The organism is Aeromonas sp. 603607, assembly GCF_049171595.1.
Classification (GTDB): domain Bacteria; phylum Pseudomonadota; class Gammaproteobacteria; order Enterobacterales; family Aeromonadaceae; genus Aeromonas; species Aeromonas veronii.
Genome location: NZ_JAAKOV010000030.1, coordinates 1 through 15,589, shown reverse-complemented (window position 1 = coordinate 15,589; position 15,589 = coordinate 1). Strand labels below are relative to the sequence as shown.

At 60.0% G+C, this 15,589-nt stretch carries 14 protein-coding genes; 5 read left to right on the top strand and 9 right to left on the bottom strand.

Going from position 1 to position 15,589, the window contains the following annotated elements; translation table 11 throughout:
- Nucleotides 1–417: 417 nt before the first annotated feature.
- The 6 genes from pbpG to G5315_RS20285 all read right to left on the bottom strand — a co-directional run bounded on the left by pbpG (nt 418) and on the right by G5315_RS20285 (nt 6,037).
- Entirely contained in the window at nt 418–1,245 is an 828-nt protein-coding gene (gene pbpG / locus G5315_RS20310; protein WP_005348750.1) for a D-alanyl-D-alanine endopeptidase, read from the bottom strand.
- 159 nt (nt 1,246–1,404) lie between these two features.
- Nucleotides 1,405–2,070: a DedA family protein gene (locus G5315_RS20305; RefSeq protein ID WP_005343012.1), complete on the bottom strand. Its 666-nt coding sequence runs from the start codon at nt 2,068–2,070 to the stop codon at nt 1,405–1,407.
- Between the two features lie 18 nt (nt 2,071–2,088).
- The gene (locus G5315_RS20300; RefSeq protein WP_005336050.1) at nt 2,089–3,381 is read right to left on the bottom strand and encodes a hemolysin family protein; all 1,293 of its coding nucleotides are present in this window, start codon (nt 3,379–3,381) and stop codon (nt 2,089–2,091) included.
- Nucleotides 3,382–3,640: 259 nt separating this feature from the next.
- Complete coding sequence (gene ansB, locus G5315_RS20295) at nt 3,641–4,699, bottom strand: L-asparaginase 2 (RefSeq protein WP_005348754.1); 1,059 nt, start codon at nt 4,697–4,699, stop codon at nt 3,641–3,643.
- Nucleotides 4,700–4,829: 130 nt separating this feature from the next.
- Nucleotides 4,830–5,024, bottom strand: coding sequence for a heavy-metal-associated domain-containing protein (locus tag G5315_RS20290; protein WP_005357810.1), 195 nt, complete (start codon nt 5,022–5,024; stop codon nt 4,830–4,832).
- A gap of 62 nt (nt 5,025–5,086) precedes the next feature.
- Nucleotides 5,087–6,037: an AEC family transporter gene (locus tag G5315_RS20285; protein WP_005336047.1), complete on the bottom strand. Its 951-nt coding sequence runs from the start codon at nt 6,035–6,037 to the stop codon at nt 5,087–5,089.
- A gap of 137 nt (nt 6,038–6,174) precedes the next feature.
- On the opposite strand from G5315_RS20285, the gene treR reads away from it, so the two are divergent.
- The 5 genes from treR (at nt 6,175) to G5315_RS20260 (ending at nt 11,409) form a co-directional block, all read left to right on the top strand.
- Nucleotides 6,175–7,122: a trehalose operon repressor TreR gene (treR, locus tag G5315_RS20280; protein WP_421333896.1), complete on the top strand. Its 948-nt coding sequence runs from the start codon at nt 6,175–6,177 to the stop codon at nt 7,120–7,122.
- A gap of 192 nt (nt 7,123–7,314) precedes the next feature.
- Entirely contained in the window at nt 7,315–8,745 is a 1,431-nt protein-coding gene (gene treB, locus G5315_RS20275; protein ID WP_005348758.1) for a PTS trehalose transporter subunit IIBC, read from the top strand.
- Nucleotides 8,746–8,811: 66 nt separating this feature from the next.
- Nucleotides 8,812–10,473 (top strand): alpha,alpha-phosphotrehalase, encoded by a 1,662-nt coding sequence (gene treC / locus G5315_RS20270; RefSeq protein ID WP_421333894.1) that lies wholly within the window; start codon nt 8,812–8,814, stop codon nt 10,471–10,473.
- Nucleotides 10,474–10,476: 3 nt separating this feature from the next.
- Nucleotides 10,477–11,100 carry a sugar O-acetyltransferase gene (locus G5315_RS20265; protein WP_421333892.1) on the top strand — a complete coding sequence of 208 codons (624 nt, stop codon included), beginning with the start codon at nt 10,477–10,479 and terminating at the stop codon, nt 11,098–11,100.
- Between the two features lie 120 nt (nt 11,101–11,220).
- The gene (locus tag G5315_RS20260; protein WP_005336040.1) at nt 11,221–11,409 is read left to right on the top strand and encodes a hypothetical protein; all 189 of its coding nucleotides are present in this window, start codon (nt 11,221–11,223) and stop codon (nt 11,407–11,409) included.
- 60 nt (nt 11,410–11,469) lie between these two features.
- Here the strand turns inward: G5315_RS20260 and rluA are convergent, their stop codons facing one another.
- The 3 genes from rluA to G5315_RS20245 all read right to left on the bottom strand — a co-directional run.
- Nucleotides 11,470–12,126 carry a bifunctional tRNA pseudouridine(32) synthase/23S rRNA pseudouridine(746) synthase RluA gene (gene rluA / locus G5315_RS20255; protein ID WP_069528708.1) on the bottom strand — a complete coding sequence of 219 codons (657 nt, stop codon included), beginning with the start codon at nt 12,124–12,126 and terminating at the stop codon, nt 11,470–11,472.
- Between the two features lie 115 nt (nt 12,127–12,241).
- A complete protein-coding gene (gene rapA, locus G5315_RS20250; protein ID WP_421333890.1) occupies nt 12,242–15,109 on the bottom strand; it encodes an RNA polymerase-associated protein RapA in 2,868 nt (955 codons plus the stop codon).
- On the bottom strand, nt 15,109–15,589 hold a 481-nt coding region (locus G5315_RS20245; RefSeq protein ID WP_421333889.1), incomplete at its 5' end, for a hypothetical protein. The genes rapA and G5315_RS20245, both read right to left, overlap by 1 nt.

The following is a 15,589-nucleotide window of genomic DNA, read 5'->3' as shown; positions in this document are numbered from 1 at the left end:
CCCGTAGCTCAGCTGGATAGAGTACCTGGCTACGAACCAGGTGGTCAGAGGTTCGAATCCTCTCGGGCGCACCATATAGACAGCCTCGACTTCGGTCGGGGCTGTTTTTTTATGGGCGATATTTAACTTTTTGGTGCGGATCCCCGTGCGCTGTTGCGGGTGGATCGCCCGTTTACCTGGCTGTTCTGGTCCTCATTTCTTCCCCTATCTGTGATTGTGCACAGTTCTTCTGATAGTTGCACCGCCTCACTACCCTTTGCCTCATCTATAGGCGCGCTGTATGCCTGCCGTTGCAACGGCAGATGCCGCGCAGACATCACTAAGGGTTCGCTCATCAACATCCTGCAAGGCCTGCTGAGGCGTTCTGCGGGCAATAAAAAAGGATGCCGCAGCATCCTCTCGTGTTGAAATATTTACTCAGCTTTTCAGCCATTTGCGAATGCGGTTGGCATCGCCGATGGGGGTGCGTTTGCCCACCGAGTTGAGTAGCACGATGGCAAGCTCGCGGCTGTCCGGTTTGGCGCGCATCACCAGACAGCGACCCGCTTCGTCAGTGAAGCCGGTCTTGGAGAGGCGCACGTCCCAATCCGGGTTTTTCACCAGCGGGTTGGTGTTGTTGAACATCAGGCTGTAGGCGGGGGCGCTGAAGCGCATCTCCCGGTTCTCATCCTGAGTGAACTGACGGATCAGCGGCTGACGATAGGCGGCGGCGGCCAGCTTGCCGAGATCCTGGGCGGTGGAGACGTTGCGGGTGGAGAGGCCGGTGGAGTCGTAGAAGTGGGTATTACGCATCCCCAGCTGTCTGGCCTTGTTGTTCATGGCCCGCACGAAGGCGCTGCGACCGCCCGGATAGTGACGCGCCAGTGCCGAGGCCATCCGGTTTTCGGAGGACATCAATGCCAGATGCAGGGCGTCGCGGCGGGTCACCTTGGTGCCCATGCGGATGCGGGAGTGGGTGTGTTTGACCCGATCCAGATCGTTCTTGTCGACCGTAATGGTCTGGTTGAGATTCTGTTTGGCATCCAGCACCACCAGCGCTGTCATAAGCTTGGTAAGGGAGGCGATGGGACGCACCTTGGTGGCATTCTTCTGGTAGAGCGTCTTGCCCGTTTTTACATCCACGACCAGGGCGCTGCTTGAGCGTACTTCCAGTTTGGCTGGGTTGGGTGCCGCGCTGACCGCAGGCAATCCCAGCATTCCCATCAACCCGACAACCAGCGCTGCTGCGCGAATCCGACACCACATACAACCGACTCCATTCCCATCCAAAAAAAGGCGCTAGATTCACTCATTTTTACCCCGGCTTTACAAGGGCCGAGCGGGACTATTTCTGCTATTTGCGCAAAATAGGCGATCAAAAAAGCCCTCTGGCGAGGGCTTTCGGGTCGGGCGTTGGGCGAAGGGTCAATCCCGCGGCTGCGCGGCCCTGCGTTTGCTGATCCAGCGCCAGACCAGCGCCACCATGCCACCCACCAGCAGGGCCACCGGCAGATAGATGATGATGTTGAAGAACTGGGTCTGGTATTCGGCGGCCAGCTTGGTGTGGCTCAGGTAGTAGCCAAACCCGACCAGCGGGCAGATCCACATGATGGAGCTGATCAGATTTACGATGAGAAAGCGCCCCTGGGGCAGCTCGGTAGCTCCCACGATATAGGGGTAGGCGGTGCGCACGAAGGCGATATAGCGCGCGGTGATCAGGGTGATGATCCCGTACTTATCCAGCAGGTGGTAGACCTTCTGCTGGTGTCGCTCTTCCACATGGGACATCAGCCGATGGTAGAGCTGGGTGTGGCCGAGAAAGCGCCCCTGCATGTAACCGAGCCAGGTGCCGACAAAGGTAGCCATGATCAACAGCGGGATCACCCCGAGAGACAACACATCCTGATAGATGAGTACGCCGGTGAGGATCAGCAGGCTGTCACCGGGCAGAAAGGCGGTAGGGATGAATCCGTTTTCCAGTACCAGAAACGTCAGAATCACACCACAGATCATGAAGGCCATCTTGGGATCGGAAAGTGTGTTCAGATCGTGATTCATAAAGGCGTGAGCCAGTTGGTAAAACTGCTCCATACTTGCAAACTCCGCAGGTTAGCTGGGTTGATCGGTCAAGGGCATGGCGAGCACCTTGTCGATGCGCAGGCCATCCATGTCAACAATTTCCAGTTGCCACTGTTCCAGTGTCACCAAGTCTCCGGTTTGTGGAACACGACCAAGGAGCAGCATGATAAGCCCTCCGAGGGTGTGATAGTGATGTTTTTCTTCTTCTGGCAGACGAACCAGCTCCAGACAGTCCTTTAATTCCGGCAACGGGATCAGGCCGTCGAGCAGCCAGCTGCCATCGGCGCGCCGGAAGGCCCAGTTGTCTTCACCATCCTCCTGCTGGAAATCCCCCGCCAGCGCCTCCAGCAGATCCTGCTGGGTGACCAGCCCCTGCAGCTCGCCATATTCGTCAACCACCAGCGCCATCTGTTCGCTGTGGGTGCGGAAGTGGTTGAGCAGCTCGACGCCGTTGAGGGTCTCGGGCAGCAGGCTGCCCTCCTGGGTCAGGGCAGCCAGATCGATGGGCTCCCCCTTGATATAGGCGTGCAGCACCTTGCTGACATTGATGATACCCACCAATTCTGACAGGTTGCCGTCGCAGACCGGAAAATAGCTGTGGCGATACTCCACCAGCCGCTGCAGGTTAGTCTCCAGCGGCAGCGCCAGATCCAGATAGCGGATATCGCTGCGCGGCACCATCAGGGAGGAGAGGCTGCGTTCGTCGAGACGGAAGACGTTGCGCAGCATGGTGTGTTCATGATCCTCGATCACCCCGGCTTCAGAGCCCTCCACCAGCATGGCGTGGATCTCCTCCTCGGTAACGTTGGCGCTGCCGTTCTGGTTGACCCGCAGCAGCCGCAGGCTGGCATTGGTGGAGGCCGACAGCAGCCAGACGAAGGGGCGTGTCAGGGTGGCGAGCCAGTGCATGGGGCGGGCCACCAGACAGGCGATGCGCTCGGCATTGAGCTGGCCAAGCCGCTTGGGCACCAGCTCCCCCACCACGATGGAGAGGTAAGTAACCACCACCACCACTATGATGGTGGCGATCAGGCCACTGCTCTTGGCCGGGAGCCCCCACTCCTGCAACCAGAGGGAGAAGGGCTGGGCCAGCAGGGATTCCCCGTAGATACCGTTGAGCAGACCTATGCTGGTAATGCCGATTTGGACGGCAGAGAGAAAATGGGTCGGGTCTTCGCCCAGTTTGAGGGCAATGGCGGCGGAGCGGTTGCCTTCAGAGGCAAGCTTGCCGAGGCGAGCCTTGCGTGCGGTGACGATGGCGATTTCTGACATGGCGAAGACGCCATTAAGCAAAATCAATCCCAGCAGGATCAATATTTCCATACAGCAACAGCACTCCTTGAGTGGATAAGATCGCTGGCAGTGTAATGAATTTGGCGGCGATGCGCTTGTGAAAGCGGGTGATCCGGCTCGCTAATTTGATGACAGCGCTTTGTGATGGCTGAAAAAGATGGCCGGAAAAGGGAAGGATGACCCCGCCAAATGGTGTCATGGACGAAGCGGGAGCTTGGCGAAGTGGCATGGCAGGATGGAAAAGGGCGGGAAGTCCCGCCCTTGCTCATCTCAGTTCAGAAACGCCTTATCAGAACTGCTGGAACCAGCGCTGGATCTGGGCCGGATCCTTGCTCTGGGTCAGGGAGAGCATCAGCAGCACCCGCGCTTTCTGCGGGTTGAGAGTGCCGGAGGCCACGAAGCCGTACTTGGCATCATCGATCTCGGCATCCAGGGTGGTGGCGCCGGTCGGTACGCGGGCGGAGCGCACCACACGGATACCGTCCTTGCTCGCCTTGGCCAGGGTATCGAACAGGGTGTGGTAGAGGTTGCCGTTACCCACCCCGGCGCTGACGATGCCGTCGAACTTGGCATCCACCATCGCCTTGGCAGGCAAGTCGGTGGCGTTGGCGTAGCTGTAGACGATGCCCACTTGCGGCAGCTTGTCGAGCTTGCTCACGTCAAACGGGGTCTTGCTGGTGTGCAGACGGGCCGGGCTGCGCTGATAGTCGATCTTGCCGTTGTGGATGTAACCCAGCGGGCCAAAGTTGGGGGAAGCGAAGGTCTGCACCCCGGTGGTGTTGGTCTTGGTGACGTCGCGGGCATCGAGCACGGTGTCGTTCATCGCCACCATGACGCCACGGCCCTTGGAGGCGGGGTCGGAGGCGGTCACCACGGCGTTGTAGAGGTTGAGCGGGCCATCGGCACTCATGGCGGTGGAGGGGCGCATGGCGCCGACCAGCACCACCGGCTTGTCGCTCTTGACGGTCAGATTGAGGAAGTAGGCGGTCTCTTCCATGGTGTCGGTGCCGTGGGTAATGACGATGCCATCCACGTCATCCTTGGCCAGCAGCTCGTTGACCCGCTTGGCTAGCTTGAGCCACACCTCGTCGTTCATGTCCTGGGAGCCGATCTTCACCACCTGCTCACCCTGCACATCGGCCACGTTCTTCATCTCAGGCACGGCGGCGATCAGGGTTTCGATGGCCACCTTGCCAGCCTCGTAGTTGGACTGGGTAGCCGACTGGCCAGCTCCGGCAATGGTGCCGCCGGTTGCCAGAATATGGACGTTGGGCAGGGCCATGGCCATGGGGGAGAGGGTCAGGCCGACGACGGCGGCGAGCAGGGTCTTGCGGATCGGTAGGGTCATGCTGCAAATCCTTGTGGTTGGAATAATCGCAGCAAGTTTGCCCGTTTAATAACCCGGGTCTGTGATAAAACTCACCAAAAGACAGGTGAGTACAGATTTTTAACCTGTTTTATACCTCTATGGAGATAATTTAACTCGCAGAGAAACCCTTGGCTTCGATCAGGGCGATCAGCTCGGCCTTGCTCAGCTCGCTCTCAATGACGGCCTTGCTGCTGGCGAAATCGACGGTTGCGGTGGTGACCGCAGGCTGGGCCAGCAACGCTTTTTGCAGACTGGCGGCGCAGCCACCGCAGGACATGCCGGACACGGTGAGTTCGATGGTCATGGGATATCTCCTCTGTTGATGGGCGCCAGCCTAAAGCTGCCGCCTCCGGCAAGGTCAAGCCGTCAGTACATAAGACCCAGATAATTCATCAGGGTTGCCCCGAGGCTGGTAGTAACCAGCGATCCAAGGGTGGTAGTGGCGATGATGTTTGCGGCCAGCACGCTGTCGCCCCCCATGGCACGGGTCATCACATAGCTGGCGGCGGCAGTCGGGGTGGCGCTGATGAGAAACAGAATACCCAGCTCCAGATGGCTGAAGCCGAGCAGGGCCGCCCCAAGAGTGAACGCAGCCGGAATGAGACAGAGCCGCATGATGCTGGCCCAGCCCGCAATGGCTGCACCACCACGCAGAGCATCGAGGCTGAGGGAGGCGCCGGTGCAGAGCAGCGCCAGCGGTAACGTCATGTTGGCGAAGTAGCTGCCGGTGGTGAGCAGCAGTTGCGGCATCTTGATACCGAGCAGGGTAAAGGGCAGCGCCGCCACAATGGCGATGATCAGGGGATTCTTGATGATGCCGAGCAGAATGGGGCGGATACCGGTAGCGCCGCCGAGACTGCGGGTGAGGGTGATCACTGCGAGTATGTTGTAGAGCACTGTCACCGCGCCGACATAGAAGGCCGCCGCCCCCAACCCCTCGTGGCCGTAGGCGTTCTGCACATAGGCGAGCCCGATAATGGCGCTGTTGCCGCGAAAGCTCCCCTGCACGAAGATGCCGCGCAGCCGCTGCTCCCCGATAAAACGTCCGGCCAGCAGTTCCAGCACCAGATAGCTGATAACGGTGGCGAGCAGGCCATAGCCGATAAACCAGAGGCTCGGCATGGTGGCGAAGTTGGTACCCAGAATACTGAGAAAGAGCAGAGCGGGCAGGGTGACCTGAAACACCAGTCGCGAGGCGGATTCGGTAAAGGGATCCGGCAGCAGCCCCAACCGCTTGAGCAAGATGCCGAGCAGCAGCACCACGCAGATGGGGCCTGTGATGGAGAGGGAGAAGAGCAGACTGGCCAGCAGATCCATGATGGGCATCCTGTGCTGTGCCCATACACCCTGACGGCGGGGCAAAAAGGGCATTCTAACGCCATGGGCTTGTATTCACAGGGGTTAATCACAACAATGTGGGCAATTCCACCGCCTAGCCTCCTGTGAGCCAATTCATGGACAAGAAACTGACCATCCTCGATATCGCCAGACTGAGTGGCGTTGGCAAGTCGACCGTCTCCCGGGTGCTTAATCAGGATCCCAAGGTGAAGCAGGAGACCCGCGAGCGGGTAGAGCAGATCATCGCCGAACATGGCTTCGTGCCGAGCAAGTCGGCGCGGGCCATGCGCAGCCAGAGCCAGCAGGTGGTGGGGATCATCGTCTCGCGGCTCGACTCCAGCTCGGAGAATCAGGCGGTGCGCGGCATGCTGGAGACCCTCTACCAGCGTGGCTACGATGCCGTGCTGATGGAGAGCAAGTTCTCCCCCGCCAAGGTACAGGAGCATCTGGCGGTGCTGGAGCGGCGCGGAGTGGATGGCGTCATCCTGTTTGCCTTCAATGATTTGGACTATGCCGCCATGGCGCCGCTCAGGGATAAGCTGGTGCTGGTCGCCCGTGAATATCCCGGTTTCTCCTCGGTCTGCTTTGACGACGCCGGTGCGGTGCGCACCATGCTGGCGCAACTGGCAAGCCGTGGCGCCCGCGACATCGCCTATCTGGGGGTGGATGCCTCGGATCTCACCACCGGCCAGCGCCGCCTCGACGCCTATCTCGCTTACTGCGCAGAGCAGGGCTTGCGCCCGCGCAGCGCCCTCGGTGATCTCAGCCTGCAGAGTGGCTACCGGCTGGCTGCCGAGCTGCTTACCCCGACGACCGGCGCGCTGGTCTGCGCCAGCGACACCCTCGCCATCGGTGCGGCAAAATACCTGCAAGAACAAGGGCGTAGCGAGGTGCTGGTGACCGGCCTTGGCAATAACCCCATGCTCAGCTTCCTCTTCCCCAACGCCCTCAGTCTCGATCTTGGTTACAAAGGGGCGGGGGAGCAGGCGGCGCGTCAGCTGCTCGGCCAGATTGAGCAGGATCAGCCTCCGCTGGTGACAATCGCCCCCTGTCGAACCCTGTGACCCCCATCACTCCGGACTGAACAAAAAGTGCGCTTTTTGTGATGCTGGCCACGAATTGGGAACGTTCCCATTTCGATCTGGCCAGATTGTCGGCATGCTAAATGGGAACGATACCAAAAACGCTCCGGCCGACAGACTGGCTCAAAAGGGCGATACAGACCACTATTCAATGGCGTCACAGAGGGAAGACCCATGTCCAAGATCAACGCACAGCAGCTTGCCACCCTGATCGACAAGATCGGCGGCAAGGAGAACATCGCCACCGTCAGCCACTGCCTGACCCGGTTGCGCTTCGTCCTGAACGATCCGGCCAAGGCCGACAGCAAGGCCATCGAAACCATCCCGGCGGTGAAGGGAAGCTTCACCCAGGGCGGTCAGTTCCAGGTGGTGATCGGCAACGAGGTAGAGCAGTGGTACAAGGCGCTGACCGAGCAGCTCGGCGTCAGCGGTGGCAGCAAGGAGACCGCCAAGCAGGCGGCACGCCAGAACATGAACCCGCTGGAGCGGGGCATCTCCCATCTGGCGGAGATCTTCGTACCGTTGCTGCCCGCCATCATCACCGGCGGTCTGATCCTGGGCTTTCGCAACGTCATCGGCGACATCAAGATGTTCGACGATGGCACTCACACCCTCACCGAGATCAGCCAGTTCTGGGCTCAGGTACACGCCTTCCTCTGGCTGCTGGGCGAGGCGATTTTCCACTTCCTGCCGGTCGGTGTTTGCTGGTCTGCAGTGAAGAAGATGGGCGGCTCCGAGATCCTCGGTATTGTGCTGGGGGTAACGCTGGTGTCACCGCAGTTGATGAACGCCTACGGCATTGGTCAGCAGACTCCCGAGGTGTGGGACTTCGGCCTGTTCGTGATCCAGAAGGTGGGTTATCAGGCCCAGGTCATTCCGGCGCTGCTGGCGGGTGTGTTCCTCGCCTGGGTGGAGACCAACCTCAAGCGGATCATTCCGGCCTATCTCTATCTGGTGATTGTGCCGTTTGTCTCGCTGCTGCTGGCAGTGATCGTGGCCCACGCCTTTATCGGCCCGTTCGGTCGCTGGATTGGTGATGGCGTTGGTTTCGCTGCCAAGGCGGCCATGACCGGCTCCTTCGCCCCTATCGGTGCCGCCCTGTTCGGATTCCTCTACGCGCCGCTGGTCATTACCGGCATCCACCACACCACCAACGCGGTGGATCTGCAGCTGATGCAGAGCATGGGTGGCACCCCGATTTGGCCGCTGATCGCCCTCTCCAACATCGCTCAGGCTTCTGCGGTCGTCGGCATCATTCTGATTAGCCGCAAGGAGAACGAACGGGAAATCTCCGTGCCTGCCGCCATCTCCGCCTATCTCGGGGTGACCGAACCAGCCATGTACGGCATCAACCTCAAGTACAAGTTCCCCATGCTGTGCGCCATGGTGGGTTCCAGCCTTGCCGCCCTCATCTGCGGTTTCGCCGGGGTGATGGCCAACGGCATCGGGGTGGGCGGCCTGCCGGGCATCCTTTCCATCCAGCCGCAATACTGGGCGGTATTTGCCATCGCCATGCTGGTCGCCATCGTGGTGCCGGTGGTGCTGACCCTGCTGGTCTACAAGCGCCAGCAAGCCGCTGGCAAGTTGACCCAAGCCAGCGCCTGACAATGATTATCAGGGCGACCCGCGGGTCGCCCTCTCCATTTCATATTCGAGACAAGAGAAAGACCCATGAGCCAAACACCCTGGTGGCAGAGTGCCGTGATTTACCAGATTTACCCCAAGAGCTTTCAGGATTCCGCTGCCCGTGGCACCGGCGACCTCAAGGGGATCATGGCCCGCCTCGACTATCTCAAAACCCTGGGGGTCGATGCCCTCTGGCTGACCCCTGTCTACGTATCCCCGCAGGTGGACAACGGCTACGACATTGCCGACTACCTTGCCATCGACCCCGCCTACGGCAACATGGCAGATTTCGAGGCGCTGCTGGCTGCCGCCCACGCGCGCGACATCCGCATCGTGATGGATATAGTAGTGAACCACACCTCCACCGAGCACGCCTGGTTCAAGTCGGCGCTGGGGGATAAAAACAGCCCCTACCGCGACTACTACATCTGGCGCGATCCGGTCGATGGCGGCGTGCCCAACAACTGGCAATCCAAGTTTGGTGGCAGCGCCTGGGAGCTGGACTCAGCCACCGGCCAGTACTACCTGCACCTGTTTGCCCGCGAGCAGGCGGATCTCAACTGGGAAAATCCGGCGGTGCGCGCCGAGGTGAAAAACATCATTCACTTCTGGGCCAAGAAGGGGGTGGATGGGTTCCGGCTCGACGTTATCAACCTTATCTCCAAGGATCAGACCTTCCCGAACGACGATATTGGCGATGGCCGCCGCTTCTACACCGACGGGCCGCGCATCCACGAATTCCTGCAGGATGTGAGCTGCGACGTGTTTGCTCCTGTCGGCGCCATGACGGTGGGGGAGATGTCCTCTACTTCGCTGGAGCACTGCCAGCGCTATGGCGCCCTCGATGGCTCCGAGCTCTCCATGGTGTTCAACTTCCACCATCTGAAGGTGGATTACCCCAACGGCGACAAGTGGACCAAGGCGCCGTTCGACTTCCTCGAACTCAAGCGCATCTTCAACCACTGGCAGAGCGGCATGCATGGCAAGGGGTGGTCGGCGCTGTTCTGGTGCAACCACGATCAGCCGCGCATCGTCTCCCGTTTTGGCGATGAGGGTGAGCATAGGGTCGTGGCCGCCAAGATGCTGGCCAGCACGCTGCACGGCCTGCAAGGCACCCCTTACATCTATCAGGGGGAGGAGATCGGCATGACCAACCCCGGCTATCAGCGCATCGATGACTATCAGGATGTGGAGAGCCGCAATATCTTCGCCATCAAGCAGGCGGAAGGGATGAGCGAGGCCGAGATCCTCGCCATTCTCGCTGCCAAGTCCCGCGACAACTCGCGCACCCCGATGCAGTGGAGCGCTGCGGCCAACGCAGGTTTCACCCAAGGAACGCCCTGGCTCAAGCCTGCCGCCAACTATCCCGAGATCAACGCCGAGGCGGCGCTGGCCGACCAGCACTCGGTGTTCTGGCACTATCGGGATCTCATCGCCCTTCGCAAGGCGCATCCCATCTTCACTCAGGGGGATTATCAGGAGCTGCTGACCGGGCACCCGCAGATCTGGGCCTATGCCCGCCGCGCTAACGGTCAGACCCTGCTGGTGGTGAGCAACTTCTACGGCGAGCCGGTGGAGTTTACCTTGCCTGCCGAGCTACAAAGCGGGCAAGGTCGGCTGCTGCTCGGCAACTACCCCGATAGCCCGGCCCAACCGCAATCGGGTATGCTGCGCCCTTATGAATCCCTGATCTGGCTGATGGAGTAGTGGATGAGCGAGGAAATGGTTGCAGCTGAACAGCAGCATGCGCGTGGTGCCGAGTGGCAGAAGATGGTTGCGGGGGAGCCTTATGATGCGGGCGATCCCGGGCTGAAAGCGGCGCGTGAGCGCTGCCGCAAGCTCTATCACACCTTCAACACCAGCTGGCAGGAAAAACCGGCGCGGGATGCCCTGCTCCATGAACTGCTGGGCGGCCGTGGCCAAGCGTGTGCCATCAATCCGCCGTTCTTCTGCGACTATGGCGCCAATATCTTCGTCGGCGAGAACTTCTACGCCAACGTGGGTTGCACCATCCTCGACGTCTGCGAGGTGCACATCGGCGACAACGTGCTGCTGGCGCCCGGGGTGCAGATCTACACCGCTGCTCACCCGGTGGCGGTGGCGCCACGTATCAAGGGTGTCGAGTTCGGCAAGCCGGTGCGGATCGGTCACAACGTCTGGATTGGCGGCAGCGTCGTCATCTGCCCCGGCGTCACTATCGGTGACAACAGCGTTATAGGCGCAGGCTCGGTGGTGACCAAAGATGTGCCCGCCAATGTGGTGGTGGCCGGCAACCCTTGCAAGGTGCTTCGGCCGATGACGGCACAGGAGCTTGAAGGCGTCATCCAGAGGTGAACAGGGGCCATGAATGCTATTGCTATCTGATTGATAGAAAAGCGACTTTCAGATTGTTTTGCATTCAGGGCTTATGTTCGGGGCCGCTTGGCCGATACTGTTGAGTGCAGGAGGAACCCTATGGATATATCAAGTTCTGCAAATGCGTCGTTTGGTTCTGCTCTGATGACGGCCAGTCTGGCCAAGAAACAGCAGACCCAAGAGGGCGAAGCTGCGCTGAAGCTGCTGCAAAACGCAGCGCAATCTGCGCCGGTTGCACCGACATCGGCCAGCGCTTCTCTGGGAAGCAAGATCGATATTCGCGTCTGACCCTAATGAAAAAGCCCCCATCTTGCGATGGGGGCTTTTTTATCTCTGCGATTTGCGGGATTAGACCGGGAAAGGAGCCGGCGCCTCGAAGGTCATCCGCTCGCCACTGCGGGGGTGACTGATGGTCAGGCTGGCCGCATGAAGGTAGAGATGGGGCGCTGCCGCCAGCGCATCCGGATGAGCATAGAGGTTGTCACCCAGGATCGGGTGCCCCAGCTCCAGCATATGGACGCGCAACTGGTGCGAGCGACCTGTGATGGGGGTCAGCTTGATCAGACTGTTGCCGTTTTCCACCTTCAGTTTCTGCCACAGGGTCAGGGCGTGACGCCCCTCTTCGTGATCCACCTTCTGTTTCGGGCGGTTGGGCCAGTCGACGCAGAGCGGCAGATCTACCTGACCCGACTCTGCCTCCGGCTCACCCCACACCCAGGCGAGGTAGTGCTTCTCGGTCTCCCGCTCGCGAAATTGCCGACTCAGCTCCCGATGAGAGTTGGGGTTGAGAGGAATGACGATGACGCCAGTGGTGGACATGTCGAGGCGATGAGCTGCCGCCGCCTTGGGGTGCTGCTGTTTCACCCGATGCAGGACGCTGTCTTCATTCTCGGGGCCGCGCCCGGGGACGCTTAGCAGGCCAGTGGGCTTGTTGACCACCATGATGTCCTTGTCCTTGAACAGGATATCGAGCCAGGGTTCCAGAGGCGGTGAGTATTCAAACATAAATGTCTCGCATCAGAAGGTGGGGGCAAGCCCCCATCAGTTATGGGTAACCACGACAAAGCGGCCTTGGGTATCCAGTTTGAGCTGGGTCTGGCCGCTATCAGTCGGTACCTTGTCAGTTATGGGTGACCACGATAAAGCGGATGGCATCCAGCTTGAGTTGGGTCTGATCGATCAGGTGGTGCAATTCTGCCTGCAGATTGCGCAGATAATCCAGTTCGCTGTCGCGCACGTTCGGGTTGACCGCCTTGAGCGCTTCCAAACGATCCAGATCCTGCTGCAGGGTCTGCGCCATCTGGGCGCGGGCCTTGTCGACAATCCCGGCTTTCAGCTCTTCGGCAATGGCCTGGCCCTTGCCGATCAGACCGTGGATCACCGGTTGGGATGCAGTCACCAGCTTGCTGCCGAGGTGGCGGTTGACCGGCGTCAGCTGGCGGTTGAAGGCATCGAACGCCACTTTCTCACCCAGATTCTGGCCGTTCTTGTCCATCAGCAGACGGATCGGCGTCGGCGGCATGAAGCGGTAGAGCTGGGGATGGGCCGCAGACTCGGCAACGAAGATCAGCTCAAGCAGGATGGAGCCGATGGGCAGTGCCTTGTTCTTGAGCAGTGCGACCGAGGTGGCACCGATCTCGGAGCCCAGGATCAGGTCGATACCGCCGCGCATCATGGGGTGATCCCAGGAGAGCAGCGCCATGTCATCCCGCGACAGGGCAGTGTTGCGATCGAAGGTGATGGTCATGCCGTCTTGCGGCAGGCCCGGGAAGCTGGAGACTAGCATGTGATCCCCGGGGGTCAGCACCAGCGCGTTCTCGCCACGGTCATCCTGATTGACGCCGATCTCGTCGAACATCTTGAGAGCGAAGGAGATCATGCCGGTGTCGTCATCTTCGGCGGCGAGCTTTTCGACCAGCTGCTGGGCGGCAGCGCCACCGCTGGAGTGGATCTCCAGCAGGCGATCGCGGCCCTGCTCTAGTCGTGCCTTGAGCGGCTCGTGCAGTTCGCGGGTCTTGACCAGCAGGGCGTCGAGGGCTGCCTGATCGCCGGTGTTGGCGGCCAGCAGCTCGAACAGCTCTTCACGTACCGCTTCGAATACCGGGCGGGCAGTCGGGCAGGTCTGCTCGAACGCGTCCAGACCATCGTGATACCAGAGCTGCAGGGCGCGCTGGGCAGTCCCTTCCAGATAGGGAACGTGGATCTCGACGGTATTCTGCTGACCGATACGATCCAGTCGGCCGATACGCTGCTCCAGCAGATCCGGGTTGAGGGGCAGATCGAACAGCACCAGATGGCTGGCAAACTGGAAGTTGCGACCCTCTGAGCCGATCTCGGAGCAGAGCAGCACCTGGGCGCCACCCTCTTGCTGGGCAAAATAGGCGGAGGCCTTGTCCCGCTCGAGGATCGACATCCCTTCGTGGAACACGGCACCACGGATCCCTTCACGGGTACGCAGCGCCTCTTCCAGCGCGATAGCGGTCGCCGCTTCGGAGCAGATCACCAGCACCTTCTGCTGGCGGGCTGAGAGCAGCAGCTCCAGCAACCATTCGACGCGCGGGTCGAACTGGGTCCAGGTGGCGTTGTCACCTTCGAACTGCTGGAAGATCTTCTCGGGATAGAGGTAGCGCAGGGCACGGGTCTGCAGATCGCCACCGTTGCCACCCATCATGCCCATCACCTTGATGGCGGTCTTGTACTGCTCCGGCAGCGGCATGGGGTAGACGTTGAGGTGACGCTCGGGGAAGCCCTGAATATTGGCGCGGCTGTTGCGGAACAGCACCCGGCCGGTGCCATGCTGGTCCAGCAGCTTGGCGACCGCCTGCTGGCGGGCGGCGGCATCGCTCAAGTCCAGCCCTTCCAGCTGGCTGGCGAGGGTCTGTCTGGCTTCATCGCTCAGGGTCCCGCCATCCAGCAGCTCTTGCGCTGCGCTGGCGACCTGACCATAGGCCTGCTCCTCGGCGAGGAAGGCCTCGTAGTCGTAGAAACGCTCAGGATCGAGCAGGCGCAGACGGGCAAAGTGGCTCTGGTGGCCCAGCTGATCCGGGGTTGCAGTCAGCAGCAGCACGCCCGGTACCTGTTCGGCCAGCGCTTCCACCATCTCATAGGCACGGCTCGGCGCCTCTTCACTCCACTCCAGATGGTGGGCTTCGTCGACAACCAGCAGATCCCACTCGGCTTCCAGCACCTGCTCGAAGCGACGACGCTTCTTGCGCAGGAAGTCGAGGCTGCAGATCACCAGCTGCTCGGTCTCGAAGGGGTTCTCTGCATCGGCGAATGCCTCGATACAGCGCTCCTCGTCAAAAAGGGAGAAGTGCAGGTTGAAGCGGCGCAGCATTTCGACCAGCCACTGATGCTGGAGCGTTTCGGGCAGCAGAATGAGCACTCGATGGGCGCGGCCGGAGAGCAGCTGCTGATGAATGATCATGCCCGCTTCGATGGTCTTGCCCAGACCCACTTCATCGGCCAGCAGTACGCGCGGGGCGTAGCGGTGACCCACTTCATGGGCAATATAGAGCTGGTGCGGGATCAGGCTGACCCGGCCACCGGCCAGACCACGAGTCGGGTTGCGACGACGCTGGTGCTGGTTGACCAGCGCCTCGTAGCGCAGGGTAAATCGGGACATCCGATCGATCTGACCGGCGAACAGGCGATCCTGCGGTTTGTTGAACTTGATAAAGTTGTTGAGAAACACTTCCTTGAGGACAGCCGGCTCATCATTGTCGGTGCGAACACCTACATATATAAGCAGGCCGTCTTTCTCCTGCACTTCGTCGATCGTCATGGTCCAGTCTTCGTGACTGGTGATCTGATCGCCCACATTGAAGCTGACCCGGGTGACCGGCGCCTCTTCTTTGGCATACATGCGGTTTTCACCGGTAGCCGGAAACAACAGGGTAACCATGCGTCCTTCAACAGCAACGACAGTCCCCAACCCCAGATCCGTCTCTGTATCACTAATCCAACGCTGGCCAAGTGCAAAAGGCATTAAACTCTCCAAAGCCCAAGAGTGTGTGAATCGCAAAGGGGCGCTATGTTACCCGAAGGCGTGACCTCGATCACCATGCATATAGATGTAGAGAGACCAAATCGCCACAACCTTGATCTGCTACCACCGCCACGCCATCCTAGAGGATAGCGAGCTCGCCAAACGGGTATGTCATTGCAGGATAAATACGCTTTTTGGGTGATTAGTGAGCTGTTGAACCAAAAATGCGAATTTAATTCGAAAAGGCCCTTGCAAGCGTGATCCAGATCTCTATAATGCGCCTCCATCGACAGGGCAAGCGGCAACGCAGAAAGCCAAGTCGGTAACCTCAAAAGCCTTTGAAAATAAGGCTTGACTCGAGAAAGCGGTTGAGTAGAATTCCACTCCCGCAGCAACACACTGTTGCGTCGCTCTTTAACAATTTGAATCAAGCAATCTGTGTGGGCACTCACAGCATCGAACATCAAAAACAATTTTTGA

What these genes read in the sequence shown, in the direction of transcription:
- pbpG (WP_005348750.1), bottom strand. Translation starts at nt 1,245, where the DNA reads ATGTGGTGTCGGATTCGCGCAGCAGCGCTGGTTGTCGGGTTGATGGGA.
- G5315_RS20305 (WP_005343012.1), bottom strand. Translation starts at nt 2,070, where the DNA reads ATGGAGCAGTTTTACCAACTGGCTCACGCCTTTATGAATCACGATCTG.
- G5315_RS20300 (WP_005336050.1), bottom strand. Translation starts at nt 3,381, where the DNA reads ATGGAAATATTGATCCTGCTGGGATTGATTTTGCTTAATGGCGTCTTC.
- ansB (WP_005348754.1), bottom strand. Translation starts at nt 4,699, where the DNA reads ATGACCCTACCGATCCGCAAGACCCTGCTCGCCGCCGTCGTCGGCCTG.
- G5315_RS20290 (WP_005357810.1), bottom strand. Translation starts at nt 5,024, where the DNA reads ATGACCATCGAACTCACCGTGTCCGGCATGTCCTGCGGTGGCTGCGCC.
- G5315_RS20285 (WP_005336047.1), bottom strand. Translation starts at nt 6,037, where the DNA reads ATGGATCTGCTGGCCAGTCTGCTCTTCTCCCTCTCCATCACAGGCCCC.
- treR (WP_421333896.1), top strand. Translation starts at nt 6,175, where the DNA reads ATGGACAAGAAACTGACCATCCTCGATATCGCCAGACTGAGTGGCGTT.
- treB (WP_005348758.1), top strand. Translation starts at nt 7,315, where the DNA reads ATGTCCAAGATCAACGCACAGCAGCTTGCCACCCTGATCGACAAGATC.
- treC (WP_421333894.1), top strand. Translation starts at nt 8,812, where the DNA reads ATGAGCCAAACACCCTGGTGGCAGAGTGCCGTGATTTACCAGATTTAC.
- G5315_RS20265 (WP_421333892.1), top strand. Translation starts at nt 10,477, where the DNA reads ATGAGCGAGGAAATGGTTGCAGCTGAACAGCAGCATGCGCGTGGTGCC.
- G5315_RS20260 (WP_005336040.1), top strand. Translation starts at nt 11,221, where the DNA reads ATGGATATATCAAGTTCTGCAAATGCGTCGTTTGGTTCTGCTCTGATG.
- rluA (WP_069528708.1), bottom strand. Translation starts at nt 12,126, where the DNA reads ATGTTTGAATACTCACCGCCTCTGGAACCCTGGCTCGATATCCTGTTC.
- rapA (WP_421333890.1), bottom strand. Translation starts at nt 15,109, where the DNA reads ATGCCTTTTGCACTTGGCCAGCGTTGGATTAGTGATACAGAGACGGAT.